Source organism: Allorhizobium pseudoryzae, assembly GCF_011046245.1.
GTDB lineage: Bacteria > Pseudomonadota > Alphaproteobacteria > Rhizobiales > Rhizobiaceae > Neorhizobium > Neorhizobium pseudoryzae.
Genome location: NZ_CP049241.1, coordinates 2,724,041 through 2,750,281 on the forward strand (window position 1 = coordinate 2,724,041; position 26,241 = coordinate 2,750,281).

Consider the following 26,241-nt stretch of genomic DNA (forward strand, 5'->3'; position numbering starts at 1 on the left):
GTATCGCCAAAGGACAAGACGCATGACTGCTTTGCCCAAGATTGACGCTAACCGCCTGTGGGTCGATATCATGACCATGGGCGCGATCGGCGAAACGCCGGGCGGCGGCAGCTTTCGTCCGGCGCTGTCCGATGCGGATCGCGAGGCACGGAACCTGTTTCGCCATTGGGCACACGAGGCGGGGCTGACCGTCACCGTCGATGCGATCGGCAACATGTTCGCACGGCGGGAAGGGAGCGACCCATCTTTGCCGCCGCTGATGATCGGCAGCCATCTCGACACGCAGATGCCGGGCGGCAAGTTCGACGGTGTCCTGGGCGTGCTCGCCGGGATCGCCACGGTTCGCGCCTTGAACGAAGCCAACGTCACGACGAAGCGGGCAATCGAGATCGCGAACTTCACCAATGAGGAGGGCGCACGTTTCCAGCCAGGCGTCATGGGCTCGGGTGTGTTCGCCGGGCTTCTGCCTCTCGACCAGGCCTTGAAGTGCCGGGACGATGCCGGAACGGTGCTGGGCGATGAACTGGCGCGCATCGGTTATGCGGGGTCGTTGCCGGTCGGCGGTCGCCCTGTGCACACCTATCTCGAACTGCATATCGAGCAGGGACCGGAACTGGAGAAGGCGGGCGCAATGATTGCTGCTGTCTCCAACAGTTCCTGGGGATGCAGCGGCTTCATCGATATCCATGGCGAGAACGGTCACTCGCAGACGGCAGCCATGTCAAAGCGCAGAAATTCACTCGTGGCCGCCGCCAGGCTCATCCTTGAAATCGAGGCGATTGGTGCGGATAACGAACCGGAGGGGATGGTCAGCGCGACGGTGATCCGCAACTGGCCGAACAACCGCGTCAACATTCCGCATCTCAGCAAGCTCTCTTATGTGGCTGTCCATACGACGGAAGAGGGTCGTGCGAGGATCATCGAGCGCATCGAAGCTGCAAGCCAGCGGATTGCCGAGGAGACCGGGCTCACCATTGATGCGACGACCTCCCACTATCGCCAGCGCGTCGATCTTTCTCCGGAACTGTCGGGCCAGGTGATGCAGGTTGCCAGTCAGCTCGGTTACGCGTCTATGCTCCTGCCGACACTGACCTCGCATGATGCCTTGTCGATGCACCACCTTTGCCAGACGGCAATCATCTTCGTGCCCTGCCGGGACGGCATTTCCCATAGCGAAAAGGAATGGTGCGACCCGGAACAGGTGACGGCGGGTGCAAGGGTTCTTCTCGATATGGCCGTGATGATCGCCAATGACAGCTGATGGCACCATACAACTCGGCTCTGGCACTGGCCGACCAAGACCGTCTCCTCACGCCGCCTGCGCTGCACCCGACACTTTCTCGCCGAAACTGGTGAAGAACTGTGCCGCCAGTTTCTTGGCGGTGGAGTCGATGAGGCGGGCGCCGAGTTGGGCGATCTTGCCGCCGACGTCGGCTTTGACCGTGTAGGTCAACAGGGTGGTTCCGTCGGCTTGCGCGGTCAGCGTCACGTCGGCGCCGCCTTTGGCGAAGCCAACCATGCCGCCCTTGCCTTCGCCCGAGATCGTGTAGGACGTGGGCGGATTGAGATTGGAAAGCTGCACCGCGCCTTCGAAGCGCGCTTTCACCGGACCGATCTTCAATACGACCGTTGCGGTCATCTCTGTGTCGGAGCTCTTCTCCAGCGCCTCGCAGCCCGGAATGCACGCCCGCAGGATGTCTGGATCGTTCAGCCCTTGCCAGACCGTATCGACGGGTGCTGCGATGATTTCGCTGCCGTTCATATCCATGTCTATTCCTTCCGTTTAGCGTTCTGTGTGTGACTGTCGAGTTCCGCCCGCTGGCGCGCGCGCCTGACCGCGACGATTTCAGCGAGAATGGAGAGCGCAATCTCGTCCGGGGCGATGGCGCCGATGTCGAGCCCGGCGGGCGCCTTGATCTTGCTGAGCCGCCGGGCTTCTTCGTCGCTGATCGCAGGTTCCGCCTGACGGATCGCCTCTGTCAGGGTTGCAAATTTCCGGCGGCTGCCGACGAAGCCGCAATATTCCGCCTCGCATCCGAGCGCCGTTTCCAGCGCCGCACGGTCTCCCCGGCCTTGCGTTGACACCACGATATAGCGTTTGCCCTGCTCAAGCCCGGGCAGCGAAAAGCCGTCGGTCACGCGGTCGGCGTCCGGAACGGACGTCAGGTCGGCGCGCGGCACCGCCAGATCGACGTGATAGCCGAACTGGCGACCAAGGGCTGCGAGCGCCAGTGCCACAGGGCTTGCGCCGAGGATGACCAGAGCCGGCTTCGGCAGCACCGGCTCGATGAAGATGTCCATCGTGCCCTGGCTGGGGCAGCCATTGACGAAAAAGGTTGCGCCGTCGCGCTCCTCACCGCCCTTCAGGCCCTGATGCGTGAGCAGATCCTCGGGCTGGATGGACACGAGGCGCGGCTGGCCATCGGCCAGCGCCTGTCGCGCCGCTCTCAGCACCGCGGCGCGGGCGCAGCCGCCGCCGATCCAGCCGGCGACGATGGTCCCGTCCGGGCGGATCACCCCCTTGGCACCCGCCTTGGCCGCGGTGACGGAAACGGTGCGCACCACGGTCGCGACCGCGAAACTCTCCTCGGCGGCCCTCAATTTCGACATGATATCCAAGACATCGACGTGTACGGTCATTGTTTTAACCTCACAGGCGGGCGAGATAGGGTTCGAGGTCTGCGAGAGAGGCCAGCGTATGGGCCGGCGCGTGCAGCTGGACGTAAGGCAACGCGGCGCGAATGCCGGCGGCGCGGGGCTCATATCCATCCCAACCCAGCATCGGATTGAGCCAAACAATGCGGCGGCAGCGGCGTGCCAGTGCTGCCATCTCCTGCCCGAGCGCTGCGGCGTCGCCGGTCTCGTAGCCATCGGATACGATCATCACGCAGGTGCGGGAATGGATGACGCGGGACGCATGCCAGCGGTTAAAGGCGCCCAGGCTTTCGGCGATGCGCGTGCCGCCGCCCGCGCCGCGTGCCATCAGGCCGAGGCGATCAAGCGCGCGGGCGGGGTCGCGTTCGCGCATCGCCGAAGAGACATGGGCGAGGCGGGTGTCGAACAGAAAGGCTTCGGCCTCGCGGAACTCGTCGAGCATGCCATGAATAAAGCGCAGGAAGACGCCGGTGTAGGCCTGCATGGATGCCGATGCATCCAGCAACACCACAAGCCGGAGCGGCTTGGTCTTGCGCCGGCGCCAGACGAGATCGATCGGCGCCCCGCCATGGCTGATATTGGCGTGAATGGTGCCGCGGAGATCGAGCCGCCGGCCCTTGGCTCGCATCTCGTCGCGCCGCGTCAGCCGCGTGCGCATCACCCGGGCGAGGCGGGCGGCGATGGCATGGGCGCGGGCGATGTCATCGGGGTCTGAGAGTTTGCGAAAATCGGTGCGGTCGAGCGTCTCGATCGCCGACGCGCCCTCCATGCGACCGGTTGCGCCACCCTCGGCTTCGGTTTCGCTCACGGCTGGCACCTGATCGGCACCGCCCGCCTGCGAGGTGCTGGCAGCGCGGTCGGCGAGCGATTTCATGGCCGGATTGGCCTCGGGGCCAGCGCTCGACGAAACCAGGCTTCGGCGTTTGACGCGCTTGCCGAGCCAGAAGGCATCGAAGAGACCGTCGAAACGTTGCCACTCCTCGCGCTTGCTGGTCAGCAGATGCTTGAGCGCGGAGCGGAGTTGCGCCGGTGCGGAGCTGAAGCCGTTCGCCATCAACAGTGCCGCATCTTGCGCCTCTTTGAGGCCGATCGCGAAGGCGTTGTCGCGCAGGGTGGCGAGGAAGGCTGCGAGACGTTCGGCGAGCAGTCGATTGACGTGATCGGATTCGTCTGGCGTGAGGGGCGTTCCGCAGCAGGTCATGCGACCCTCCCGAGCAGACGCGTGGTCACTTCAGCCGTGATCCGAGACCGGTCCTCGCGGGTTTTGAGCAGACACATCAGCGTCTCATGGACAATCTCCGGATTGTCGCCGAGGGTCTCGACGCCAAGGCCGGTCAGCGCGACAGCCCAATCCAGCGTTTCGGCGACGCCTGGAACCTTGCGCAGATCCTCCTTGCGGATCGCTTCGACCATCCGGGCGATGGCAAGCGCCAGTGACGCTCCGGCGGAGTTCACCCGGGCGAGGATGATCCGCGCCTCGCGATCAACGTCGGGATAATCGACATAATGATAGAGACAGCGGCGGCGAAGGGCATCGGAAAGTTCGCGCGTTCCGTTGGATGTCAGCACGACGAGGGGGATCGACGTGGCCCGGATCGTGCCGAGTTCGGGGATTGTCACCTGATAATCGGACAGCAGTTCGAGGAGAAAGGCTTCGAATTCCTCGTCTGCGCGGTCAATCTCGTCGATCAGCAGCACCGGCGGCGAGGGCATGCGGATGGCCTTCAGCAGCGGCCGCTCCAAGAGGTACTTTTCGGAGAACACGTCGTCGGCAAGCGCATCGGCATCGCGGCCGCGACCGGCCTCAATCGCCAGTAACTGACGCTGATAGTTCCATTCATACAGCGCTGCAGCCTGATCCAGACCTTCATAGCATTGCAGCCGAATGAGTTTCGCACCGTGAACCTCGGCGAGTGCAGTCGCCACCGACGTCTTGCCGACGCCGGCCTCGCCTTCGAGCAGCAGCGGCCGGTCCAGCATCCGCATCAGTTGGATGGCGGTGGTCAGGTCGGTGTCGGGGATATAGCCCGCGGCGACGAGGCGAGAGGCGATGTCTGAGCGGCTGAGAGGAGTCATGGCGCGCGCCTTCCAGAGGCAAGCGGTACCGTACGCTCTTTGCCGCCAGCCATCTCCCCGCATGAGGCGAAGATGGCCGGTAGGGCAGAGCGGGGACACCCAAGGAGGAACGTGCAACGAGCAGGCACGACCCTGGCCTCCCTATGCCGCCACGCCAAGATCGCGCGCGGCCTTCCAGTTGCGCCAGTGATCATGCGGCATCTGGATATGGGTTGCGCCGAGGAAGGAAAAGGCGTCGTTGACGGCGTTCGAGAAGGCCGGTACGCCGCCGACATTCGGGCTTTCGCCGACGCCCTTCGCGCCGATCGGATGATGCGGCGAGGGCGTGACGGTGAAATCCGTTTCCCAATGCGGGGTTTCGACGGCGGTGGGAATGAAGAAGTCCATGAAGGAGCCGCCCATCACATTGCCCATCTCGTCGTAGCGGATCTCCTGGCCCATGGCGATGGCGAAGGCTTCCGTGAGGCCGCCATGCACCTGACCCTCGATGATCATCGGGTTGATGCGCGTGCCACAGTCATCGAGTGCATAGAAGCGCCTGACCTTGTAAACACCGGTGTCGACATCAATGTCCATTACGCAGAAGTAGGCGCCGAAAGGATAGGTCATGTTGGGCGGATCGTAATAGCTGACCGCCTCCAGCCCCGGCTCCATGCCGGGCGGCACGGAATTATAGGCTGCCCAGCAGATTTCCTTCATCGACCTGAATTTTTCCGGCAGACCTTTCACCCGGAAGCCGTCGATGTCGAATTCGAGATCGTCCTCATGCACTTCGAGCAGATAGGCGGCGATCATCTGCGCCTTGGCCTTGATCTTGCGGGCCGCCATGGCGATGGCCGCGCCGGCTACTGGCGTGGAACGGGAGCCATAGGTGCCGAGCCCGTAGGGTGCGGTGTCGGTGTTGCCTTCCTCGACCATGATGTCGTCGGCGGGAATGCCGATCTCGGTGGCGATGATCTGCGCCCAGGTCGTTTCATGGCCCTGGCCCTGACTCTTGGTGCCCATGCGGGCGATGCCGGCGCCGGTTGGATGTAAGCGGATCTCGCAGCTGTCGAACATCGCAATGCCGAGAATATCGCAATTCTTCGACGGACCAGCGCCGACGATTTCGGTGAAGAAGGAGACGCCGATGCCCATGATTTCACGCGTTTCGCCGCGCTTGAAGGCCTCGCGCTTTTCTGCCTGTTCGCGTCGCAGTCCGGCGTAGTCGATCGTTTCCATCGCCTTGGCCATGGCGGTATGATAGTCGCCCGAGTCATATTCCCAGCCGAGCGCAGAATGGTAGGGGAATTGCTCGGGCCTGATGAAGTTCTTCATCCTGAGCTCGGCTGGGTCCATGCCGAGTTTCTGTGCGAGAATGTCCATGCCGCGCTCTATGCAATAGGCGGCTTCCGTGACGCGGAAGGAACAGCGATAGGCGACGCCGCCCGGCGCCTTGTTGGTGTAGACGCCATCGACGGCGAGATGTGCCACCGGGAAGTCATAGGAACCCGTGACGATGTTGAAAAAGCCGGCCGGCCATTTGGACGGGTCGGCGCAGGCATCAAAGGCTCCGTGATCGGCAAGGACATGCACGCGAAGCGCCGTTACTTTGCCCTCCTTGGTGGCGGCGATCTCCGTAGTCATGTGGTAGTCGCGGGCAAAGGATGTGGTGGTGAGGTTTTCCATCCGGTCCTCGACCCATTTTACCGGCTTGCCGGTCACGATGGTGGCGACCGCTGCGCAGATATAACCGGGATAGGCGCCGACCTTGTTGCCGAAGCCGCCGCCGATATCCGGGGCGATGACATGGATCTTGTGTTCCGGGATCTTGGAAATCAGCGCGACGACGGTGCGGATCACATGCGGCGCCTGGAACGTGCCCCAGATGGTCAGCTCGCCCTTGATCTTGTCGAAGGAGCAGACGCACTGGCACGTTTCGAGCGGCGAGGGATGGGTGCGGTGATAGGAAATCATCTCTTTCACTGTCACATCCGCCTTGCGGAAGGCGGCGTCGGTCAGATCCTTGTCGCCAACCGCCCATTCGAAGATGTGGTTGTGATGCTTACGGGGGCCGTGTGCGCCCACGGTCTTGCCGGCGAGATCCTCGCGCAGCACGATGGCATCGTCCGCCATGGCCTGGAAGGGATCGACCAGCACGTCGAGCGGCTCATAGTCCACTTCGACCGCAGCGATACCGTCATCGGCGGCATAGCGGTCGGTGGCAACGACGAAGGCGACTTCCTGGTTCTGGAACAACACCTTGCCGTCGGCCAACACCATCTGCACGTCGCCGGCGAGCGTCGGCATCCAGGCGAGGTTGACTGTCTTCAGCGTCTCGGCGGTCAGCACCGCCAGCACGCCCGGCACTTTCAGCGCCGCTTCGGTATTGATCGACTTGATGCGGGCGTGCGCATGCGGCGAGCGGACAAAATCGCCGTGCAGCATGCCGGGCAGCTTCACATCATCAACATAATTCCCCTTGCCCTGGGTGAAGCGGACGTCTTCGACCCGCTTGCGTTTGCAGCCCATGCCTTCAAGACGGGCTTCGCGCTGTTCGCGTGTTGGTGTCAGGTCGTTCATTCCGCAGCCTCCTGGAAATCGGCGCCGTTCAGCTTGGCGGCCGCGTATTGGATCGCTTTGACGATGTTCTGATAGCCGGTGCAGCGACAGAGATTGCCGGCGATGCCGAAGCGGATTTCTTCCTCCGTCGGGTTCGGATTTTCCTGCAGCAACCGATGGGCGCGCATGATCATGCCCGGCGTGCAATAGCCGCATTGCAGGCCATGCATCATGCGGAAGCCTTCCTGCAGCGCCGAGAGCGTTCCGTCGGGATTCGCCATGCCCTCGATCGTGGTGATGTCTGCGCCATTGGCCTGCACGGCAAAAACGGTGCAGCTCTTGACCGAGCGTCCGTCGATGTCGACGGTGCAGGCGCCGCAGTGCGATGTTTCGCAGCCGATATGGGCGCCTGTGAGCGACAGTGTCTCACGGATGAAATGGATGAGAAGCATGCGCGGCTCCGCCAGTCCCTCGACCTCGGCGCCATTGACTGTCATCCTGATATGCGTCTTCGCCATCTTGCTCTCCTCAGGCTGCGCGAGCGGCGGCGCGCTTGATCGCGCGGGCGACCATGATGCCGCCGACATGGATCTTGTATTCGGCCGGGCCGCGACCATCGGCCGCCGGTGCCATGATCGACCGGGCGAGGTCTACGGCGTAGGCGATCGATGTCTCATCAAGGCGGGTGCCGATCAGCGAGGCCGCGGCATCGTCGGCCAGAAGCGGTGTATTGGCGAGATTGGTAAGGCCGATCGCGCAGGACGCGACCTTGTCGCGCTCCATCGTCAGCACCACGGCGGCGGCGGCAGTGGCGTAGTCGCCCACCTTCCGTTTCAGCTTTTCGTAGGCGTAGCCATGGCCATGCGTCTTCGACGGGATTGACACCGAAGTCAGGATCTCGCCCGGTTCGAGTGCGGTAAAATAGGCAGCCTCGTAGAAGTCGCGGGCAAAGACGTCACGGGCCCCGTTCGGACCTTCGAGCTGGTACGTGGCTCCGAGCGTCACCATCAGCGCCGGCATGTCGTTGCCGGGATCGCCATTGGCGACATTGCCACCGATCGTGCCGCAGTAGCGCACCTGCGGATCAGCGATCAGCTTGGCCGCTTCATGCAGGATCGGCAACGATTGCGCGATGTCAGCAGATTGCAAAAGGTCGTGCTGGGTCGTCATGGCACCAATGACGATCTCGCCATCGACATAACGGACACCCTTCAGTGCCTCGATCCCGTCCAGATCGATAAGGTGTTCCGGCGAGGCCATGCGCAGCTTCATCATGGGGATGAGGCTGTGGCCGCCTGCAAGTGGTCGCGCCTCCTCGCCGAGGTCGGCCAATAGCTTGATCGCATCCGCCACGCTTGACGGGCGATGATAGTCGAAAGAACCCGGGATCATCTTCTCCTCCAGATGATGGGCACGCCGCGCTCCCGACGCGGGTGTTGGAGGAGCCTGTGGCGCATCCCTGTTTTCAGCAAGACAGACGGGGCACCGACATCACGAACCGCGGCTTTTCGCACGAACGGCGGTGAGCGACGCACCAACTGCGTCAGTCTCTTTTACCTATCTGCAGATCTGGATTAGACGGCGCTGCTGCGGGTTAGTCCCAGCCGCGCTTTGACCTCCGCGACCCGTGCGCGGCTCACCGGCGCCTGATGCGGATTGGCTCCGTCGAGCTCCACGACGGCAGCGTCGCCTTCCTTGCGCACCAGCGTCACATGCGGCAGGGCGACGATGTGGCTGCGATGCACGCGAATGAAAATGGTGGGGTCGAGCGCTGCCTCTGCCCCCGAGATCGACCAGCCGCACATGCGTTCGCGGTGGCCGTCGTGTACCCAGGTGTAATGCGCGTCCGCCCTTATCGACCGCACGTCACCCACCGGGATGAATTGTGTCGCTCCGCCGCTCTCCACCGGAATGCGCTCAATCCTGCCGGGTTGCGGCTGCATAGGTGACGCTTCGCGCTCCATCGCACGAGGCACGGCAATTTCGGCCCCTTCGGTAGAGTTCAGTGCGGGCGGACTGTCGGCGCGGCCCCATTGGTCGGGCAGCAGAAACAGCAGGAAACCCGCCGTGACAAGAAAACAGAGACAGGCGACGACGAGCGAGACCAATTGCGAAGACATCTGCAAACTCGCCGCCATCATTGCCATGTCATGGCCTGCGCTGGCGGGGACCACGTGCATGCCCCACATGGCCGTGTAATGCATGCCCGATACGGCAAGCCCGAAGGCGACGGCCGAGATGGCCAACCGTAGGCCTACTTGCGGATCAAGAAAAATACGCAGCGCGCCATAGGCCGTGGCAATCGCGATCACCACCGACAGCAGCACTTTCCAGGGATCATGCTCGATGGTGAAAGGGCCCGCCAGCCCATGGATGCCGACATAATGCATCGAACAAATGCCGACGCCGAGCAGAAGCGCTGCAAGTGCGGTACCCAACGTCCCGGGCCGACTGCCGACGACGAAAAAGATCGACATCCCGACCACCAGCGCACAAATCAGAAATGAGACAATGGTGGGCAGGACGAGGTAGGCGGTATCGGCGGGCAAGGGGGCCGCCAGCATGCCGATGAAGTGCATCGTCCAGATGCCGGTCGACAAAACGACGGTCGCCCCCACCAGAAGTGCGCGGCGTTGCAGATCGGTCTTGCCCAGGATGCGACCCGCGAGCCCAAGACCGGTATACCCGCCCAGAACCGCGATCGCGAGGGAAAGCGCCACGAGATAGAGATTGTGGCCTGAAAGCATAGAACGTTTCGCGCCCGACCTCCCCGTCGCGCGCTTCCTCCCGCTGAGAAGGATACAAGCGAACACGCGCAACAGGCAAGTTTGACTACCGGTTGAACCCTGTCGCTGATACGATCAATCGAATAAATGGCCTCAACGATAGAGAGACAGCCTTGAGCGCCGCCATCCGGGGCAAAGGCTCGCTGCTCGTCGGTAACCCCGGCTGCCTCGGCGATGTCGTTGGCCCCGGTCCGCGTGCTGAAATCCAGGCCGCAGCCGCAGGGCGGCTGTCAAAGGTCTCGGTCTCGTGATAAGTCACGCCATCCTGCCTCCATGCTTCAATCGGCGGACATAGCCCCGAACCAGAGGAAGCGAGACGATGAAGAAAGCGCCGTAAGTGACTGTTGAAAAACAAAACATCAAACATCTCAATGCTCCCGTTTTTGCCGTCGCACCGATGATCGACTGGACGGATCGGCATTGTCGGTATTTTCACCGGCAGCTGTCGGGGCGGGCGGTGCTGTTTACCGAGATGGTGGTGGCGGATGCGATCATCCATGGGCCGCGCGCGCGGCTTCTGGGGCATGATGCGGCGGAGCATCCGGTCGTGCTGCAGCTGGGCGGGTCGGATCCGGCAAAGCTTGCCGAGGCGGTGCGGATTGCGGCAGAGTTTGCCTATGACGAGATCAACCTGAATGTCGGCTGTCCGTCGGACCGGGTGCAGAGCGGCACGTTCGGCGCTTGCCTGATGAAGACGCCGGCGCTGGTGGCGGAGTGCGTTTCGGCGATGAAACGGGTGACGGCGCTGCCGGTCACCGTCAAATGCCGCATCGGGGTGGATGATCAGCAGCCGGAGCAGGTGCTGCCGGAGTTCCTGGCACGGGTGATCGACGCCGGCAGCGACGCGGTCTGGATCCATGCGCGAAAAGCCTGGCTGCAGGGGCTGTCGCCGAAGGAAAACCGGGAAATCCCGCCGCTCGATTACGCGCTCGTCCATGCGATGAAGCGGGAATTTTCGGGCACCTTCATCGGCATCAATGGCGGAATTGCCGATCTCGACGCGGCGGTGGCGCAGCTTTCGCATGTGGATGGGGTGATGCTGGGGCGCGCCGCCTATCAGAATGCCGGGTTGCTCACTGGCGTCGATGCGGCGATCTATGGCGAAAAACCCCTCCCTGATCCCTCCCCGCAGGAGGGAGGGACACCCTCGTTCGACTGGCTCATGCTGCGCGACACGATGATGGCCTATGCGGAGCGGGTGATGGCGGGCGGCGGGCGGCTGCACCATGTCACGCGCCACATGGTCGGCCTGTTCCAGGGTTTTGCCGGCGCCCGGCGCTATCGGCAGATCCTGTCCTCGGAGGCGACGAAAGCGGGCGTCGGGCCGGCGCTGATCGCAGAAGCCTTTGCCGCGGTCGATCTCGCCGCCGGGCCGAAAGCGGCGGCGGGCGGGGCGGCGGCGGACGCGGCCCGGCTGGCGGGCTGAACCGCTTCCCGGCTGGCGTGCTGAGCGCCTTGCGGCCCCCGTCAGGCGGCGGCGCGGCTGACCAGGCGTGCCTGCACCTCGTCGACGCTGCCGCGCACATAGATGGAGACCGGTTTGCCGGAGCCGCCCATCACCGCCAGCGCGATGATCGAGACCTCGGCCTCGTAGACGGTGACATAGAGCACCTGGGCCGGGTTGACGTAGACGGGCTGGTTGTGCGTGTTGATAAAGCCGATCATCGTATTCCTGCAGTTTCAACTATGCTTGCAAACACCCGTTCTGGCATGGCCGGGTTGACGGGGGTTTAACGCACGGCGTTTTTGTGTCGCTTCGGATTCGGCTTGCGCATCGACGGCAAGGGCGAGGCAATGCCGGCGCTCGCGAGCGCACGCCGCAACCGGCGCCAGCGGGATTTCGGAAACATGCGGAGAATGAGGGTAACGGCCATGGCGACCGCGTGGGGATCGGCCGCCTGCAGCGGATCGATCGACTGGCCTTTGAGGAGATGGTCCGTAATGACGGATTGCAGGTCGTCGTTCGCGACGATGTGGTCGAGGACGGCGCGGGGCGCGCGCCTGTGACAGGGATAGTCCGCCGCCTGCGGTCCGCTGCCGGTGCAGCGGCGATGGCGGCGGCAGGATCGTTGCCCGCAGGCCAGCGCCGGGGCCGCCAGGGCCTCCATCGTCCGGCGCATGACGAACTGGAAATCGATATCCGTGTCAATCTTCTCGCGCGTCATCCGTCATCCCTCCGCCGGCTGTTGCGCAGCCGCTCCCGTTCACGCGACCCTTCGGCCCGTGGCGTGATCCTCGTTTGTTTCTCCATCTCCCTTCGGAGATGGCATCGGCCGGGGCGCTGAAAGCTGCCTCGTAAGGTATTTTATATGTGGCACCTCTCAGCGCCCCGTTCGGCATTTTTATCCGCCGGTTTGGTCCCTCTGACTGGATGGATGGACGGGTGACGTTTGCCATCGCCGTTCCCGGCGTCATTCCTCATCGGACGACGCGGGCGGACAACGGGCGATGCGCCCTTCGACCTCCATCCCCTTGTGTGCCACATGAGGCACGTCCGGCGCGCTGCGCTGGGAACTCTGGAGACGGTGCGCTGACGTCCGACGCGCACTGCCTCCACCCGGTCGCCGGAGGGGGACCCTGTTGGCGGACTCAGGTCATGAGGCTTTGCGTCTTTTCCCCATGACCCGAACCGGCCCCGCATCGCCGGCACGCCTGCCGGTGTATCCGCTGCGGGACGAGGGGATTGTAGGCATGGGTGTTGGGGGTGGGGATGAACTTTTTTGTCGTCATCCTCGGGCTTGACCCGAGGATCTGCAGAAAATCGTTTTGGAACAGTGGGTTGTCGGTCTGATGGCGAGCGCGTTGGGGTGGCGCACCCCCCTCTGTCCTGCCCGCGTTCGTCGCTGCAATCGATTCACTGGATCGATTGCTTCGCTTCGCGAACCGCTCCTCACCCCACCACACGGGGTGAGATCGGCAGAGTGGTTGGGCGCTCGGTCTATAGAGAGGTCGGGGCGGTGTCTTCGATTGCGACGGTCATGGGGCGGGAAAGCGGCGCCGCGATGCGATCTCCCCACCTGTGGGGGAGATGCCCGGCAGGGCAGAGGGGGGCTGACGGGGGAAGCGGATCTACACAACGGAAGCGAAGGAGTAATCGAATAGGCGTTAAAGCGTGTCGCGCCAAACCAGATTCGGTATTCCGGTTTGTTTGGATTTATGATTCATTTGCCCATGGAAGGAGAAGCGCCATGGGTAAGCCGCATCCGATAGAGTTGCGTGAGCGTGTCGTTGCGTTTGTGAACGAAGGCAATAGCAATCGGGAAGCCGCCCGGCATTTCCGGGTTTCGCCCCGGTTCGTCAACAACATGATGATCCTGCATCGTTCCTCTGGTTCTCTTCGCCCCGCCAGACAGGGCCATCCGCCTGGCAGTAAACTTTCGCCTCATGGGGAATGGATCAGAGAACGCGTTGCTCTGCATGGCGAAGTGACCCTGGACGAACTGTGTCTCGAACTGGCCGAGCGCGGCATCGACGTCCACCGCGCCACCGTCGGGCGGTTTCTACACCAGCTTGGGCTCAGCAATAAAAAAAAGCCTCAAGGCAAGCGAGCAGCGCAGACCGGAGATCGCCAAGGCGCGTGACCTTTGGATCAACCGCCGAAAGCGGTTCTTCAACAAGGCGTTGTCCCGTCTCATCTTTATCGATGAGACGTCCACGAATACCCGTCTGACAAAGCGCACCGGATGGTGTGCCAAAGGCAGCCGCTTTGCGGCTTACGCTCCCTTCGGCCACTGGAAGACGCAGACATTCATCGCCGGACTGCGCTGCCATGGCCTGACCGCGCCGTGGATCGTCGAGGGGCCCATGAACGGCCGCATCTTCGAAACATGGATCGAAACACAGCTTGCGCCGACACTGTCGCCCGGCGATGTTGTCATCCTCGACAATGTCGGCTTCCACAAAAGCGAGAAAGCCGAGCAGCTGGTCAAGGCGAAGGGCGCCTGGCTGCTCTTCCTGCCGCCCTATTCACCGGACCTGAACCCCATCGAAATGGCGTTCTCAAAGCTCAAGGCGCTCTTACGAAAGCGAGCCGCCAGAAGCTTCGATGCGATTGCCCAAGCCCTCGGCGACATCATCAGCCTCTTCTCCGTCACTGAATGCAGAAACTTTTTCCGCGCAGCAGGATATGAGGCAGAATAAATGCGACACGCTTTAGTCTCAAGCGCCCTCAGCGACGTGCATAGCTCGCTTAATTGCGTATCATCGCTGTTGAACTAGCCAAATCAACCCACTGTTGAAGTTTTCGATTGGGGGGTGCGCTCAGGTAGAGTTATCTTAACGATGTTCAACTTAACATCTATCTGTTCAACTGTCGCGAATATGGATGGAAATGGCTAATTTAGAAGACGTCTACCGCTTGTCCGGGGTTCCTACGGTTACGTTCGTTCACCCGGAGAAATATAACGAAATCAAAGTTTCGGTCAGGACGCCCGGGAGATGCTTGGTCCTCGAAGGTCCTTCAGGCATCGGAAAAACCACAACTGTGACGAAGGTTCTTTCGGAGTTGGGGCTGGATCAGGTTGTCTTATCTCTGAGCGCACGAAAACCTGATGATGTCGAGTTGATTGCTGAGCTACCTAGGTCCTGTTGACAAAGTGGATTCCCAAATCAGCGGAAGCATGATTCAAGACTGCTTTTTAGGAGGCAGCTTTGGCTCGTGGCGACCTGACGGATATGGAGTGGCGGATCATTGAGGGTCTGTTACCCACCGAACGTGGTAGGAAATCCCGGCCCTCGCACGATAATCGACGATACCTGAACGGTATGCTGCATGTTCTTCGGGTCGGCTGCCCCTGGCGCGATATGCATGAGCGCTACGGAAAGTGGAACTCGGTCTATGTACGCTTTCGCCGTTGGGCCGAACAGGGCGTGTGGGACGCTCTTCTTGAGACCTTGGTCGAACTTGGGCTAACGGATGACTGGCAGCACATGATCGACAGCACCACGGTTCGCGGCCATTCGCAGGCTGCGGGCGCTAAAGGGGGACTTATCAGGAGGCTTTTGGTCGATCACGCGGCGGCTTTACGACGAAAATCCACGCCCGAGCAGACGGTCAGGGACGCCCTCTTGGCTTCATCCTGACGGGCGGAGAGGTTTCGGACTACAACGCCGTTCCGGACCTGCTGGCGATACCGGTCGGCAAACCGAGGCTGTTCCTTGCCGATAAAGGCTATGACGGCGATTTCCTGCGTGAAGAACTCCTGATCCACGGGATCAGGCCCGTCATTCCGCCGAAGGCCAACCGGAAGAACCCGCCTGCCTGCGACTTCCGGGCATACAAGGATCGAAACCGCATAGAGCGGATGTTCAACCGCCTCAAGCAGTTCCGTCGCATCGCGACCCGATACGACAAGACCCGAAAATCCTTCGCAGCATTCCTTGCCCTGGCCGCCGCAAAGATATGGCTGCCATACTTTGTCAACAGAACCTAGTATGTCAGACATCGGAACGGTGATAGTTGACGACTTCCATAGGTTGAATGACGACTTAAAGTCTCATCTTTCCGATTTTATGAAGGTTTTAGCCGATACTGAAAATAGTAAGTCTAAGCTCATATTGATCGGCATCAATAAGGCAGGAAACCAGCTCGTAAAATTCGCGCATGACCTTGGATTGAGGCTTGATGTTTTTCGACTTGAGGCGAATCCAGATGAGCTTCTAATGGAGGTGATACGTAAAGGCGAGCTTGAGCTTAATGTCCGCATAGCTGATCCTAAAGAATTGGCTAGGCGTTCCCAAGGAAGTTTTCAACTTGTTCAGCTGCTTTGCCACAAAATGTGCATTTTGGACAAGATCACGGAAACGGTAGCTGGAGCTTCGCCTTACGCCATAAAGACTTCTTTGAATGTCGCCATTGAGGACGTCATGACGGACCTGAATAGACAGTTCAAAGATGCCGCGATAGCTTTTGCTCGCGGGTCCAAGCTACGGCGAGAGGGGCGAGCTCCATATTTGCACATTTTAAGATGGCTGTCCGAGTCTGACGATTGGTCGCTAGACTTGTCTGATGCAATGATCGCGTATCCGAGAATGAAGGGAAGTATTAGCCAGGTCATAGACAAGGGATGGCTTCGTGTTCTAATTGACGATCCCGAAAAAAGAGATCTTCTTACACCATATTTTCACTTCGAGCAGTCTACAACTGTCCTCAGCGTGGAAGATCCGAAGCTAATATTTTATCTTAGGAATATAATCTGGAGAGTTTTCACGAGGCAGGTTGGTTATAAGGCAGATTACTTCGATTCCCGCTTTGATTTCGCCCTATCATTCGCTGGATCAGATCGTCATCTAGCGAAGAAAATATTTGATAAGTTGAGCGATAATGAGGTTTCTTGTTTTTATGATGAAGATGAGCAGCATAGAATAATATCACAGAATGTAGAAGATTATTTGGCTCCAATATACAGAAGTGAGGCAAAATACGTCGTGGCTCTTCTCTCTTCAAGCTACCCGACGCGGATCTGGACGAAGTTTGAGAGTGAACATTTCAAAGAACGATTTGGGAAAAATGAAGTGATACCAATTCGTTTTTCTGATGTGTCTGTTGGATATTTTTCAGAAGACTCTAAGTATGGAGGTATTCCTTACGACCCTGCTGGTGACTTGGAATCTCAAGCTTCCTACATAGTCGAGATTCTCTGCAAACGCCTTGTGGAGGATCGCTCGATAAGTAAAGACGCTGAAATCGCCGAGTCAATTTCGACGTAGCTATGTGTTGCGCTTCCCTGCAATTCCAAATTCAATGCAAAATGTTGCTATCGATCTGAAACGGGATCATGCCCCTCATCCGCCCTGCCGGGCACCTTCTCCCCAAGGGGAGAAGGGACTCGTGGTTACCGTCCCGGTCGGCCCGTCTTGCCCTTGGTGCGGCCCTTGCGCTTGACCTCGGCCGGGTCCTCGTAGGAGCCGATGCCGGTTTTGCCGCGCACGAGCGGGCGGGGGTCGTCGCGGGATTGCCCCTCATCCGCCCTTCGGGCCCCTTCTCCCCCACGGGCAGAAGGGGAAACCGGCTTTTCCGGCAGTTTTCCCGGCATCGGTTTTTCCGTGCGGCCGACGGTCATTTCGTCCAGCGTGTTCTTGCGGAACAAGGGTTTGGCCGTGTCGGTGCCGGGTCCCATGTCGTCGAGCGAGGGTTTGGCGAAGTAGGAGGCCTGCGGCTGCCCCTCATCCGCCCTGCCGGGCACCTTCTCCCCGCCGGCGGGGAGAAGGGTCGAGGAGGCGCCCTCTCGGTCCCCCTCGCCCCGCTTGCGGGGAGAGGGTTGGGGTGAGGGGCCATTGCTGCCGGCTTGCGCCAGCGACGGATCCAGCGACTGGCGGGTGGCTTCGGCGCTGCGGCGGACGCCCTCCTGGGCTTTGGTTTCCTCGCGGGCGATCGGATCGTCCATGCTGGCCAGTTCCACGGCCTTCAGGCGCTTGATCTCGTCGCGCAGGCGGGCGGCCTTTTCGAAATCCAGGTCGGCGGCGGCGTCGCGCATGCTCTTTTCCAGCGCGTTGAGGTGGCTCTGCAGGTTGTTGCCGACGAGGTGGCCGCCATCGGCAAAGCCCTTGCCGGCGGTGCCGGAGATATCGGCGCGGACGTGGTCGCGTTCGTAGACCGAGTCAAGGATGTCGGAAATGCGGGCTTTCACCGATTCCGGCGTGATGCCGTGTTCGGTGTTGTAGGCCATCTGCTTTTCGCGGCGCCGCGCGGTTTCCTCCATCGCCCGTTTCATCGAGCCGGTGATGTTGTCGGCATAGAGGATGACCTTGCCATCGACATTGCGCGCAGCACGGCCGATGGTCTGAATGAGCGAGGTTTCGGAACGGAGGAAACCTTCCTTGTCGGCATCGAGGATGGCGACGAAACCGCATTCGGGAATGTCGAGGCCCTCGCGCAGCAGGTTGATGCCGACCAGCACGTCAAAGGCGCCGAGGCGCAGGTCGCGGATGATCTCGATGCGCTCCAGCGTATCGATGTCGGAATGCATGTAGCGCACGCGCACGCCCTGTTCGTGCAGGTATTCGGTGAGATCCTCTGCCATGCGTTTGGTGAGCACGGTGCAAAGGGTGCGGTAGCCCTTCTGGGCCGTCTCGCGGATTTCGCCCAAAACGTCGTCCACCTGGGTGCGGGCGGAGCGGACTTCGACCGGCGGGTCGATGAGGCCGGTCGGGCGGATGACCTGTTCGGCAAAGACGCCGCCGGACTGGTCGAGTTCCCAGGCGCCGGGCGTGGCGGAGACGGCAATGGTCGGCGGCCGCATGGCGTCCCATTCCTCGAAGCGTAAGGGGCGGTTGTCCATGCAGGAGGGCAGGCGGAAGCCGTATTCGGCGAGCGTCGCCTTGCGGCGGAAGTCGCCGCGATACATGCCGCCGATCTGGGAGACGGAGACGTGGCTCTCGTCGATGAAGAGCAGCGCGTTGTCGGGGATGTATTCGAACAGCGTCGGCGGCGGTTCACCGGGGCGGCGGCCGGTGAGATAGCGCGAATAGTTCTCGATGCCGGCGCAGGAGCCGGTCGCCTCCATCATCTCGATGTCGTAGCGGGTGCGCTGCTCCAGGCGCTGGGCTTCGAGCAGGCGGCCGCCCTTTTCGAGTTCCGCAAGCCTGAACTTCAGCTCTTCCTTGATCTGCTTGATGGCGCCGTTCAGCGTGGGCCGCGGCGTGACATAGTGCGAATTGGCGTAGATTTTGACTGATTTCAGGTCGCCGGTCTTGTGGCCGGTCAGCGGGTCGAATTCGGTGATGCTGTCGATCTCGTCGCCGAACAGCGAGATGCGCCAGGCGGCATCCTCAAGGTGCGCCGGGAAGAGTTCGATCGTGTCACCGCGGACCCGGAACGAGCCGCGGACGAAGTTGATGTCCTGGCGCTTGTACTGCTGGGCGACGAGATCGGCGAGCAATTGCCGCTGGTCGATGCGGTCGCCGACCGACATCTGGAAGGTCATGGCGGTGTAGGTTTCCACCGAGCCGATACCATAAATGCAGGAGACGGAGGCGACGATGATGCAGTCGTCGCGTTCCAGGATGGCGCGGGTCGCCGCGTGGCGCATGCGGTCGATCTGCTCGTTGATCGAGCTTTCCTTCTCGATATAGGTGTCCGAGCGGGGCACATAGGCCTCCGGCTGGTAGTAATCGTAGTAGGAGACGAAATATTCCACCGCATTGTCGGGGAAGAAGTTCTTGAACTCCGAATAGAGCTGGGCGGCGAGCGTCTTGTTCGGCGCGAGGATGACAGCGGGGCGCTGGGTCGCCTCGATCACTTTGGCCATGGTGAAGGTTTTGCCAGAACCGGTGACGCCGAGCAGCACCTGGGAGCGCTCGCCGGAGTTCAGGCCGTCGACGAGATCGGCGATCGCCGTCGGTTGGTCGCCGGCGGGCTGGTAATCGGAGACCATGCGGATCGGGATGCCGCCCTCGGATTTTTCCGGCCGGGCGGGGCGATGCGGCGTCCACAGCTTGCCGTCCTTGAACAGCGGATTGCCGCTCTCGATCAGTTTCGCCAGCGCATCGACGGTGGCGGTGACGGCGCCGGGGGCGAGCGACTGAGCCTCTTCCAGCGAGACATCCATGCCGGCGACCGGATTGAGGCCGGCGGCGGCGCGCGTCTTCGGATCGGAGGAGGCGCCGATGGAGACGCCGCGGGAGGTTTTGGAGGCGGTGGTGTTCTTGGCTGTTTGCTTTGCGCTCACGGCCGCACCGCCCTTCGGGCTGGCCTCCGCGCCGGGCGCCGGACGACCGGCGGCGGCCGCTTGGCCGCTGCGCTTCGCTCTGGCTGCCTGCTCCTTCGCTCTGGCCGCTTCCTCGTCTTTGGCCTCGCGGATCGCCTGTTCGCGGGCGGCGATCTCGATCTTCTTGCGGTGCTTGCCGGCCTTGGAGGCGATCTCGCGCTGGGTTTCGACGGAGGAGGCTTCCGCCTCCGCCTCCAGCTGTTTCACCCAGTCGGCGACGGAGCCGGAAAGGGGGGCGCCCTCGAACGAGGACTGCGGAGCCTCCTCGAAACCGGAGGGCTTGGACGGGGATGTTTTCGGCGCTTTCGACATGGCCGGAATATGGAGGGAGTCCGGCGGAAATGGAAGGGTGCGCCGAAACAAATTGGGAACAGAGCCGGCATCCAGTGACGGATTGTTGAACGCTGCGGTGCAGCATCGGCTCTGGCCAAGCCCGGTTTCGACGCTAGGTGAGGGGCGGTCTGAAACGGAGTGACCCGGACCGATGTTATCGCTTGAAAAGCGGCAGGCGCTGAAAATGAGTACGCCGCGCACCATGCTGTCCCTGCACCATACGGAAAACTGCCGGGTGCTGCCGAACCGCAGCGAGCTGCTGCACCGCCTGCCGCATGGCGGGGTGGCGGCGGAAATCGGCGTCGCGTTTGGCGACTATACGGCCGAGATCCTCGCCCATAACCGGCCGGCTACGCTGCATCTCATCGACGCCTGGGACCTCAGCCGCTACAACGAGGGCTATGAGCGGGTGACCAGCCGGTTCGCCGACGCAATCGACGCCGGGCAGGTGCAGCTGCATGTGGGCGGTTCGACCGAAAGACTGGCCGACTTCGCGGATGACACGTTCGACTGGGTGTATATCGACACCGACCATTCCTATGCCAACAGCTGGAACGAGCTGGTGCTGTGCGATGCGAAGGTGAAGCGCAACGGGCGGATCTGCGGCCATGATTTCTGCAGCGGCAATGTGGTGAAGCCGGTCGTCTACGGCGTGGTGCAGGCGGTCAACCGGTTCTGCGTCGAGTATGGCTGGCAGTTCGAATTCCTGACGCTCGAACCGGGCACGCATTTTTCCTATGGGCTGAAGCGGCTGTAGGGCAGGCGGTGGCTGTCAGCCCGTCAGGCGCGTGCGCGTCTTTTTCTCCTGCCGTTCGGCGACCCAGCCGGCAATCCGCTCAAACGGCATCGGCCGGGCGAACAGATACCCCTGGCCGAGCGCGCAGCCGAGCGTGCGCAAGGCTTCGGCATCGGCTTCCGTCTCCACCCCTTCGGCCAGCATCTCCATCGACAAGGCGTCGCCCAGGCGAATGAGGGCGGAGACGATGGCCTGGTTGCGTTGCGAACTGGCGATGTGGGTAATGATGCCGCGGTCGATCTTCAGCCGGTCGACCTTCAGATCGATCAGCCGGGTGAGCGAGGAGTGCCCAGCGCCGAAATCATCGACGGCGAGCGCGAAGCCCGATTGTTCGAGGCGCTTCAGCTGTTCGCCGGCGATCACCGTGTCGAGCAGCGCCTCCTCGGTGATCTCCACCTCCAGCAGTTTTGGATCGATGGCGTGGCGGGCGACGGTGGCATCCAGCAGGTCGGCGACCGAATAGAGGGCGAATTCCCGCGGCGAGACGTTGACGGCAACGGTTGCTTCCGGCAGGCCAAGGCCAGGCAGGTCGAGCAGCAGACGGCAGCTGGCATCGGCGATTGCGGCCGTCAGCCGCTCCGATTGATGCACCGCATGCGCGGCCGCCACGATTTCCGGCGGTGCGATGAAACCGAGCGTCGGGTGGTGCCAGCGCACGAGCGCCTCGAAGCCGGTGACGCGCTGGGTGTCGAGGCTGACCTGCGGCTGGAACCATGCTTCCACCTGGCCGCGTTCGATCGCCGGCAGCACGTCCGCCTCGATCTGCCGCTGGCGTTCGGCGGCGGCGCGCAGCTTCGGGTCGAACTTGCGCCAGCGGCCGCGGCCCTGATCCTTCGAGCGGTAGAGGGCCATGTCGGCAGAGACGAACAGCTCGTCGGCGCTGGCCGCATGGTCGGGATAGATCGCCAGTCCGACGGAGGTGCCGACCATGCAGGTCTGGCCGTTCAGCACGAAGGGCTTGCGGCCCTGCCGGAGCACCGCCTCGGCCATCCGCGGTCCTTCCGCTGCCGGATCGCGGCCCGAGACGATGATGGCAAATTCGTCGCCGCCGAGGCGGGCAACCATCGCGTGATCGGTCGGCAGATGGTTACGCAGGCGGTTGGCGAATTCCGTGAGCAGTTCGTCGCCGATCTTGTGCCCCATCGTGTCGTTGACATGCTTGAAGCGGTCGAGATCGATGACCAGCAGGCTGAGCTTCTGGCCGTTCTTCGCGGCCTGCTGGATGCCGTCGCAAAGGGCCGTGTTGAAGGCGGCCCGGTTTGCCAGCCCAGTCAACGGATCGCAATTGGCGAGAAGTTCCAGCCGAGCATTGGCGTCCAGAATATCGCTGTTGGCCGCCTGCAGCGATTCCGTCATGGCGGTTGCCTCCAGCTTGCGATGGATGCTTTCGACGAAGATCGATTCGCTCGTCACGGCGCTGCGCAGCAGGATGACCGTCAGGGCCACCACGTTGAAGGCGAGAATCAGGCTGACCATGTCTTCCTGCAGGGCCAGTGACGTGGCAACCGAGAGGTGGCAGGGAAGGGAGAAGGCAAGCCCGTTCCAGCGGAAGCCGACGCCCATCATCACCGCGCCGGTCGAAACCCCGAGGATCATCAGGTACAGACCGCCATCGATGCCGTAGGCGCTGAAATCGTCGAGGATGAACGGTAAAGACGCCCAGACGAGACCGCTGCCGCCCGCCCCGAGAGAGATCAGCATCAGCGCCCATGTCGGTCGGGTCTCGGCCTGCTTCGTCCACAAAAGGGCGTATCGGCTCACCGAGCGGACAAGCAGCATCGCCACTGCCGCGCACAGCCACCAGATCGCTGTCGTGTCGCTGGGAGCGCGCATCAGGGCCAGGGCAAAGGCGGAAAGCGAAACGATGAAGTTCGTGGCCAGGGTGGACGGGAGGCGGTGAAGCAGGGTGGCCGCCTGGATGCGACGAACCTGGTCCTCATGCACGGTATCGATCGCGTACCTCCCCGGGGCAAGCCGCCCTTCTGCCTCGATTTGGCGCAATCATCACAGACTGTTGATAAAACACCCTTAATAGGTGCATTACAGTTTGACAGGACTTTGTATTTGGAGCGGTGGCGCCCCTGATATGCCAGCCCGATCTTGCCCCCCAACGGATGGATGCGAGAGCGTTTATCAGGGCGCGGTCGGAAAATGGCCGTATTCCCTGCGTTGTAACGCGTCGGAATGACCGATGGTCCCCCGTTTCGCGGCGGTACCCGTTGAGAGCAAAGAGGAGCCTTTGTCCGGATGACTGCTTCGTTTGCGACGGTGGCGGCCAGGCGCTACGGTTATGGGCTTCGGCCGGGCGAGACGCCGCCAGGAGATATTGAGGCGCTGATGCGCCAGCTCGAACGCGGGGCTGCCACCAGACTGGCGTTTCCGCGAGAAGGCGTGACCGGACGCCGGGAGACGGCCGCACGGCTGGTGGCCGTGCGCACCGTCGAGGCGAAGGCCGCCGAGCAGGGACGGCCCAACACGGCGCTTCGGCAGGACAGCGAACGCGAGGCGGAGCGGATTTTCGTGCGTGATGCGCTTGCAAGGCTGTTGCAGGCGGTACAATCCGAAAACGGTTTCCATGAGCGGCTCGCCTCCTTCTGGATCGATCATTTCCAGATCGACGCCCGGGTGAGCTATGAGACCAACCTGCTGATGGGGTCTTACGAGGTCGAGGTCATCCGGCCGAATCTGGGTGGATACTTCCGGGACCTGCTGACGGCGGCCGCCCTGCATCCGGCCATGCTGATCGCCTTCGACCAGACGCGGTCCGCGAGCCCGCAATCGCAAGCGGGCGCGCTGCCGGGTGCCGAACTGCGCGATCAACTGGCCCGCCACATCCTGGTCGAGCAGACCACCGGCGGCATCGGCGTTTCCGAAGAGGATGTGCGCGGTGCGGCGCTGATCCTGGCCGGTGTCGGTGTCGATCCCGCGACCCTGGCATATGCCTATGTGCCGGCACAGGCCGATCGCGTCGCGCAGACGGTTCTCGGAAAAGTCTACGGCGCGCAAGGCCGAAAGCCGGACGATTGCCGGACGATGCTCGAGGATCTCGCCGAGCGGCCGGAGACTGTCGATCACCTCTGCCGCAAGCTTGCCGCCCATTTCGTCGGCGGGCAGAGAGCCGGTGAGGTTGCGGATGCGATGAAAGCCGCCTGGACGGCGAGTGGCGGTCGGCTGGCGACTGTTTACCGCGCCATGCTGGAGCACCCCGTTGCGTTTTCACCGGAACCGCAGGTTCTGCAGCGGCCATTCGACATGGTGGTTTCGGCGCTGCGCGCCTTCGGTCTTTCGGCCCGGCAATTGAACGACATCGCGATGCAGGCGAGCGGCGTGGCAATCGAAAGTTCGGCGGAGCCGGAACCGACAGTCGGAACGCGCCTCGCTTCGGGTGTTGCAGCACAATTGACGCTGGAGGGCCTGCGCCGCATGGGGCAGCCGATCTGGCAGCCGCCCATGCTCGCCGGCGACCCGGCCGAAGAGGCGGCGTGGTTGACCGGGCCGCTGCTGCAGGAACGCATTGCCTGGGCGCGGCTGGCCACACGGGTTCTGCCGATCCCGCCTGACCCGGAACGCCTGATGCAGGCGGTCCTGGCCGATGCCGTGCACGATGATCTTGCGCGACTGGTCCGCGAGGCGCCGAGCCGGTCGCAGGCGATGACGATGATTTTGGCTTCGCCCGCGTTCAACCGGAGATGACGATGGCCCTGACCATGACCCGGCGTGTCTTTCTGGGCGCCGCCGCCACGACGCTGCCTCTGATCTCCCGGCCGCTGTTTGCCGCGGTGCCGGGTGACAACCGGCTTGTCGTTCTCCTGCTTCGGGGCGGCATGGATGGTCTGAGCCTGGTTCAGCCGCTGGAGGATCCGAGCCTTGAAGCATTGCGCCCGGACCTGGCGCTGACCCTGGGCGACGGCCTGATGGATCTGGATGTTGCCTTCGGCCTGCATCCGGCGGCGCGGCCGCTTCTGTCCCTCTGGCAGGCGAGGGAACTTGCCTTCGTCCACGCGACCGCCTCACCCTATCGCAGTGCCACGCCGCAGCATTTCGAGGCGCAGGATATGCTGGAGGCGGGCGAGGCGCGCGGCAGCACGCTGCCGACGGGATGGCTGAACCGCGCGCTCTCCTCCATTCCCCGCGCCGGTGCGCGCAAGGCGGATAATCTCGACGGCCTGCAGGGTCTTCTGCTGACCGGGCCGAATGACGGCATGGTCACCAGCCATCCGCAGATACCGCCGCTCGGCGTCGACGAGATCGCCCTTCTCGCGCAGCTCTACCGTTCCGATCCCGGCTTTCAGGAGGCGTTGCGCGACGTTCGTCCGGCGCAGCAAACGGATGACTGGGTTGCCGGGGTGATGGGGATGGTCGCGGAGCGACTGAGCGCGGATGCGCGCCTGGCAAGCCTCTCGCTGCCGGGCTTCGATACCCATGCCGACCAGGCGGTGCTGCTGCCGACGCCGATCAGCCAGCTGTCCACGGCGATCGTGGCACTGCGGAGCGCGCTGGCGCCGGCCGTCTGGGCCTCGACCGTCGTGCTGGCGATCACCGAGTTCGGCCGCACGGTGGCACAAAACGCCGGCGGCGGGACGGATCATGGAACGGCCAGCGTGGCGCTGGTGGCCGGCGGCACGATTGCCGGCGGCCGTATTCTCGGGAACTGGCCCGGTCTTTCGCCCGATCAGCTCTATGCCGGGCGTGACCTGATGCCGACCAGTGACGTGCGGGCGCTCGCCGCGGCCCTGCTGCACCGCCAGTTCGACATCAGTCTCACCAATCTCGGCACGCGGGTCTTTCCCGGGCTGGATCTGGGGGCAGGCTCCGATTTTCTCAGTCTCTAGGACCGGTCAATCGAGCGGCACCTGCGCCGGCTTGCCCTCGGCATCCAGGGCAACCATGATGAAGGTTCCCTCGGTCACCTTCTCCTTGTTGCCGATGCGCGAGCGGTTGACCCAGGCCTCGACCTGCAGGGTGAGCGAGGTGCGGCCGATGCGCGTCAGTTGCGTATAGATGCTGAGCGTGTCCCCGATCTTCACCGGGCGCTGGAAGGCCATTTCCTTGACCGCCGCGGTGACGACGCGACAGCGGGCGCGTTCGCCGGCGCGGATGCCGGCCGCCAGGTCCATCTGCGCCATCACCCAGCCGCCGAAGATATCGCCGGCCGGATTGGCGTCTCCCGGCATCGCCAGGGTTCTGAGCGTCAGTTCACCTTCGGGCATGTCATGGGTCGTCGTCATGGGATCTCTGAACTCAAGATGCGTTGCAAAACAACGCAACTGTATTGCTGCGTTGCGGTGATGGCAATGGCAACGGTCATTGAAGGCGGAGCACCGGCAAACGGAGAATGTATCGGCAT

The 26,241-nt window shown here is 62.5% G+C and carries 22 protein-coding genes; 9 read left to right on the top strand and 13 right to left on the bottom strand.

Annotated elements, in window-relative coordinates; genetic code table 11:
• Positions 1–22 precede the first annotated feature (22 nt).
• On the top strand, positions 23–1,261 hold the full coding sequence (locus tag G6N78_RS13160; protein ID WP_165219090.1) for a M20 family metallo-hydrolase: 1,239 nt from the start codon (positions 23–25) through the stop codon (positions 1,259–1,261).
• A gap of 48 nt (positions 1,262–1,309) precedes the next feature.
• On the opposite strand, the gene G6N78_RS13165 is transcribed toward G6N78_RS13160, so the two are convergent.
• From G6N78_RS13165 to G6N78_RS13200, 8 genes are all read right to left on the bottom strand, one after another.
• The gene (locus G6N78_RS13165; protein ID WP_370691424.1) at positions 1,310–1,768 is read right to left on the bottom strand and encodes an SRPBCC family protein; all 459 of its coding nucleotides are present in this window, start codon (positions 1,766–1,768) and stop codon (positions 1,310–1,312) included.
• 2 nt (positions 1,769–1,770) lie between these two features.
• Positions 1,771–2,640, bottom strand: a complete 870-nt coding sequence (locus tag G6N78_RS13170; protein ID WP_165219092.1) for an XdhC family protein — start codon at positions 2,638–2,640, stop codon at positions 1,771–1,773.
• Positions 2,641–2,650: 10 nt separating this feature from the next.
• Positions 2,651–3,856: a vWA domain-containing protein gene (locus tag G6N78_RS13175; RefSeq protein ID WP_165219094.1), complete on the bottom strand. Its 1,206-nt coding sequence runs from the start codon at positions 3,854–3,856 to the stop codon at positions 2,651–2,653.
• Entirely contained in the window at positions 3,853–4,731 is an 879-nt protein-coding gene (locus G6N78_RS13180) for an AAA family ATPase (protein WP_165219096.1), read from the bottom strand. The genes G6N78_RS13175 and G6N78_RS13180 overlap by 4 nt, the downstream gene beginning before the upstream one ends.
• A gap of 141 nt (positions 4,732–4,872) precedes the next feature.
• Complete coding sequence (locus G6N78_RS13185; protein ID WP_165219098.1) at positions 4,873–7,293, bottom strand: aerobic carbon-monoxide dehydrogenase large subunit; 2,421 nt, start codon at positions 7,291–7,293, stop codon at positions 4,873–4,875.
• Positions 7,290–7,790 (bottom strand): (2Fe-2S)-binding protein, encoded by a 501-nt coding sequence (locus G6N78_RS13190; protein ID WP_165219100.1) that lies wholly within the window; start codon positions 7,788–7,790, stop codon positions 7,290–7,292. Before G6N78_RS13190 ends, G6N78_RS13185 begins: the two co-directional genes overlap by 4 nt.
• A 10-nt stretch (positions 7,791–7,800) precedes the next feature.
• A complete protein-coding gene (locus tag G6N78_RS13195; RefSeq protein WP_165219102.1) occupies positions 7,801–8,664 on the bottom strand; it encodes an FAD binding domain-containing protein in 864 nt (287 codons plus the stop codon).
• Between the two features lie 182 nt (positions 8,665–8,846).
• Complete coding sequence (locus tag G6N78_RS13200; protein ID WP_165219104.1) at positions 8,847–10,019, bottom strand: MHYT domain-containing protein; 1,173 nt, start codon at positions 10,017–10,019, stop codon at positions 8,847–8,849.
• Between the two features lie 152 nt (positions 10,020–10,171).
• Here G6N78_RS13200 and G6N78_RS13205 point away from each other — a divergent pair, with 152 nt between their 5' ends.
• Positions 10,172–10,309 carry a hypothetical protein gene (locus G6N78_RS13205; RefSeq protein WP_165219106.1) on the top strand — a complete coding sequence of 46 codons (138 nt, stop codon included), beginning with the start codon at positions 10,172–10,174 and terminating at the stop codon, positions 10,307–10,309.
• A gap of 146 nt (positions 10,310–10,455) precedes the next feature.
• Complete coding sequence (gene dusA / locus G6N78_RS13210) at positions 10,456–11,484, top strand: tRNA dihydrouridine(20/20a) synthase DusA (protein WP_234905963.1); 1,029 nt, start codon at positions 10,456–10,458, stop codon at positions 11,482–11,484.
• A gap of 41 nt (positions 11,485–11,525) precedes the next feature.
• Here the strand turns inward: dusA and G6N78_RS13215 are convergent, their stop codons facing one another.
• Both G6N78_RS13215 and G6N78_RS13220 read right to left on the bottom strand, forming a co-directional pair.
• Positions 11,526–11,723 carry a hypothetical protein gene (locus tag G6N78_RS13215; RefSeq protein WP_165219110.1) on the bottom strand — a complete coding sequence of 66 codons (198 nt, stop codon included), beginning with the start codon at positions 11,721–11,723 and terminating at the stop codon, positions 11,526–11,528.
• Between the two features lie 65 nt (positions 11,724–11,788).
• Entirely contained in the window at positions 11,789–12,223 is a 435-nt protein-coding gene (locus G6N78_RS13220; RefSeq protein ID WP_165219112.1) for a hypothetical protein, read from the bottom strand.
• 1,023 nt (positions 12,224–13,246) lie between these two features.
• On the opposite strand from G6N78_RS13220, the gene G6N78_RS13225 reads away from it, so the two are divergent.
• The 3 genes from G6N78_RS13225 to G6N78_RS13235 all read left to right on the top strand — a co-directional run bounded on the left by G6N78_RS13225 (position 13,247) and on the right by G6N78_RS13235 (position 16,766).
• Positions 13,247–14,198 (top strand): IS630 family transposase gene (locus G6N78_RS13225; protein WP_165221754.1). Its coding sequence is split into 2 segments (ribosomal slippage): positions 13,247–13,579 and positions 13,581–14,198, totalling 951 coding nucleotides; the frame shifts between segments, so codons are not numbered across the junction.
• A gap of 510 nt (positions 14,199–14,708) precedes the next feature.
• Positions 14,709–15,490 (top strand): IS5 family transposase gene (locus tag G6N78_RS13230; protein WP_234905797.1). Its coding sequence is split into 2 segments (ribosomal slippage): positions 14,709–15,039 and positions 15,039–15,490, totalling 783 coding nucleotides; the frame shifts between segments, so codons are not numbered across the junction.
• Between the two features lies 1 nt (position 15,491).
• The gene (locus tag G6N78_RS13235) at positions 15,492–16,766 is read left to right on the top strand and encodes a TIR domain-containing protein (protein ID WP_165219114.1); all 1,275 of its coding nucleotides are present in this window, start codon (positions 15,492–15,494) and stop codon (positions 16,764–16,766) included.
• Positions 16,767–16,891: 125 nt separating this feature from the next.
• Here the strand turns inward: G6N78_RS13235 and uvrB are convergent, their stop codons facing one another.
• The gene (gene uvrB, locus G6N78_RS13240; protein ID WP_165219116.1) at positions 16,892–20,077 is read right to left on the bottom strand and encodes an excinuclease ABC subunit UvrB; all 3,186 of its coding nucleotides are present in this window, start codon (positions 20,075–20,077) and stop codon (positions 16,892–16,894) included.
• A 172-nt stretch (positions 20,078–20,249) separates the two neighbouring features.
• Here uvrB and G6N78_RS13245 point away from each other — a divergent pair, with 172 nt between their 5' ends.
• Positions 20,250–20,855: a class I SAM-dependent methyltransferase gene (locus tag G6N78_RS13245; protein WP_165219118.1), complete on the top strand. Its 606-nt coding sequence runs from the start codon at positions 20,250–20,252 to the stop codon at positions 20,853–20,855.
• A gap of 15 nt (positions 20,856–20,870) precedes the next feature.
• On the opposite strand, the gene G6N78_RS13250 is transcribed toward G6N78_RS13245, so the two are convergent.
• On the bottom strand, positions 20,871–22,838 hold the full coding sequence (locus G6N78_RS13250) for a putative bifunctional diguanylate cyclase/phosphodiesterase (RefSeq protein ID WP_165219120.1): 1,968 nt from the start codon (positions 22,836–22,838) through the stop codon (positions 20,871–20,873).
• Positions 22,839–23,141: 303 nt separating this feature from the next.
• Between G6N78_RS13250 and G6N78_RS13255 the strand changes: the two genes are divergently transcribed.
• Positions 23,142–24,587, top strand: coding sequence for a DUF1800 family protein (locus tag G6N78_RS13255; protein ID WP_165219122.1), 1,446 nt, complete (start codon positions 23,142–23,144; stop codon positions 24,585–24,587).
• Entirely contained in the window at positions 24,584–25,726 is a 1,143-nt protein-coding gene (locus G6N78_RS13260; RefSeq protein ID WP_165219124.1) for a DUF1501 domain-containing protein, read from the top strand. The genes G6N78_RS13255 and G6N78_RS13260 overlap by 4 nt, the downstream gene beginning before the upstream one ends.
• A 6-nt stretch (positions 25,727–25,732) precedes the next feature.
• Here the strand turns inward: G6N78_RS13260 and G6N78_RS13265 are convergent, their stop codons facing one another.
• Entirely contained in the window at positions 25,733–26,122 is a 390-nt protein-coding gene (locus G6N78_RS13265) for an acyl-CoA thioesterase (RefSeq protein ID WP_234905798.1), read from the bottom strand.
• Between the last annotated feature and the right edge of the window lie 119 nt (positions 26,123–26,241).

Coding starts and splice junctions, on each gene's coding strand:
- G6N78_RS13245 (WP_165219118.1), top strand. CDS start 20,250: ATGTTATCGCTTGAAAAGCGGCAGGCGCTGAAAATGAGTACGCCGCGC.
- G6N78_RS13190 (WP_165219100.1), bottom strand. CDS start 7,790: ATGGCGAAGACGCATATCAGGATGACAGTCAATGGCGCCGAGGTCGAG.
- uvrB (WP_165219116.1), bottom strand. CDS start 20,077: ATGTCGAAAGCGCCGAAAACATCCCCGTCCAAGCCCTCCGGTTTCGAG.
- G6N78_RS13160 (WP_165219090.1), top strand. CDS start 23: ATGACTGCTTTGCCCAAGATTGACGCTAACCGCCTGTGGGTCGATATC.
- G6N78_RS13195 (WP_165219102.1), bottom strand. CDS start 8,664: ATGATCCCGGGTTCTTTCGACTATCATCGCCCGTCAAGCGTGGCGGAT.
- dusA (WP_234905963.1), top strand. CDS start 10,456: ATGATCGACTGGACGGATCGGCATTGTCGGTATTTTCACCGGCAGCTG.
- G6N78_RS13175 (WP_165219094.1), bottom strand. CDS start 3,856: ATGACCTGCTGCGGAACGCCCCTCACGCCAGACGAATCCGATCACGTC.
- G6N78_RS13265 (WP_234905798.1), bottom strand. CDS start 26,122: ATGACGACGACCCATGACATGCCCGAAGGTGAACTGACGCTCAGAACC.
- G6N78_RS13180 (WP_165219096.1), bottom strand. CDS start 4,731: ATGACTCCTCTCAGCCGCTCAGACATCGCCTCTCGCCTCGTCGCCGCG.
- G6N78_RS13260 (WP_165219124.1), top strand. CDS start 24,584: ATGACGATGGCCCTGACCATGACCCGGCGTGTCTTTCTGGGCGCCGCC.
- G6N78_RS13170 (WP_165219092.1), bottom strand. CDS start 2,640: ATGACCGTACACGTCGATGTCTTGGATATCATGTCGAAATTGAGGGCC.
- G6N78_RS13235 (WP_165219114.1), top strand. CDS start 15,492: ATGTCAGACATCGGAACGGTGATAGTTGACGACTTCCATAGGTTGAAT.
- G6N78_RS13215 (WP_165219110.1), bottom strand. CDS start 11,723: ATGATCGGCTTTATCAACACGCACAACCAGCCCGTCTACGTCAACCCG.
- G6N78_RS13165 (WP_370691424.1), bottom strand. CDS start 1,768: ATGGATATGAACGGCAGCGAAATCATCGCAGCACCCGTCGATACGGTC.
- G6N78_RS13200 (WP_165219104.1), bottom strand. CDS start 10,019: ATGCTTTCAGGCCACAATCTCTATCTCGTGGCGCTTTCCCTCGCGATC.
- G6N78_RS13185 (WP_165219098.1), bottom strand. CDS start 7,293: ATGAACGACCTGACACCAACACGCGAACAGCGCGAAGCCCGTCTTGAA.
- G6N78_RS13255 (WP_165219122.1), top strand. CDS start 23,142: ATGACTGCTTCGTTTGCGACGGTGGCGGCCAGGCGCTACGGTTATGGG.
- G6N78_RS13220 (WP_165219112.1), bottom strand. CDS start 12,223: ATGACGCGCGAGAAGATTGACACGGATATCGATTTCCAGTTCGTCATG.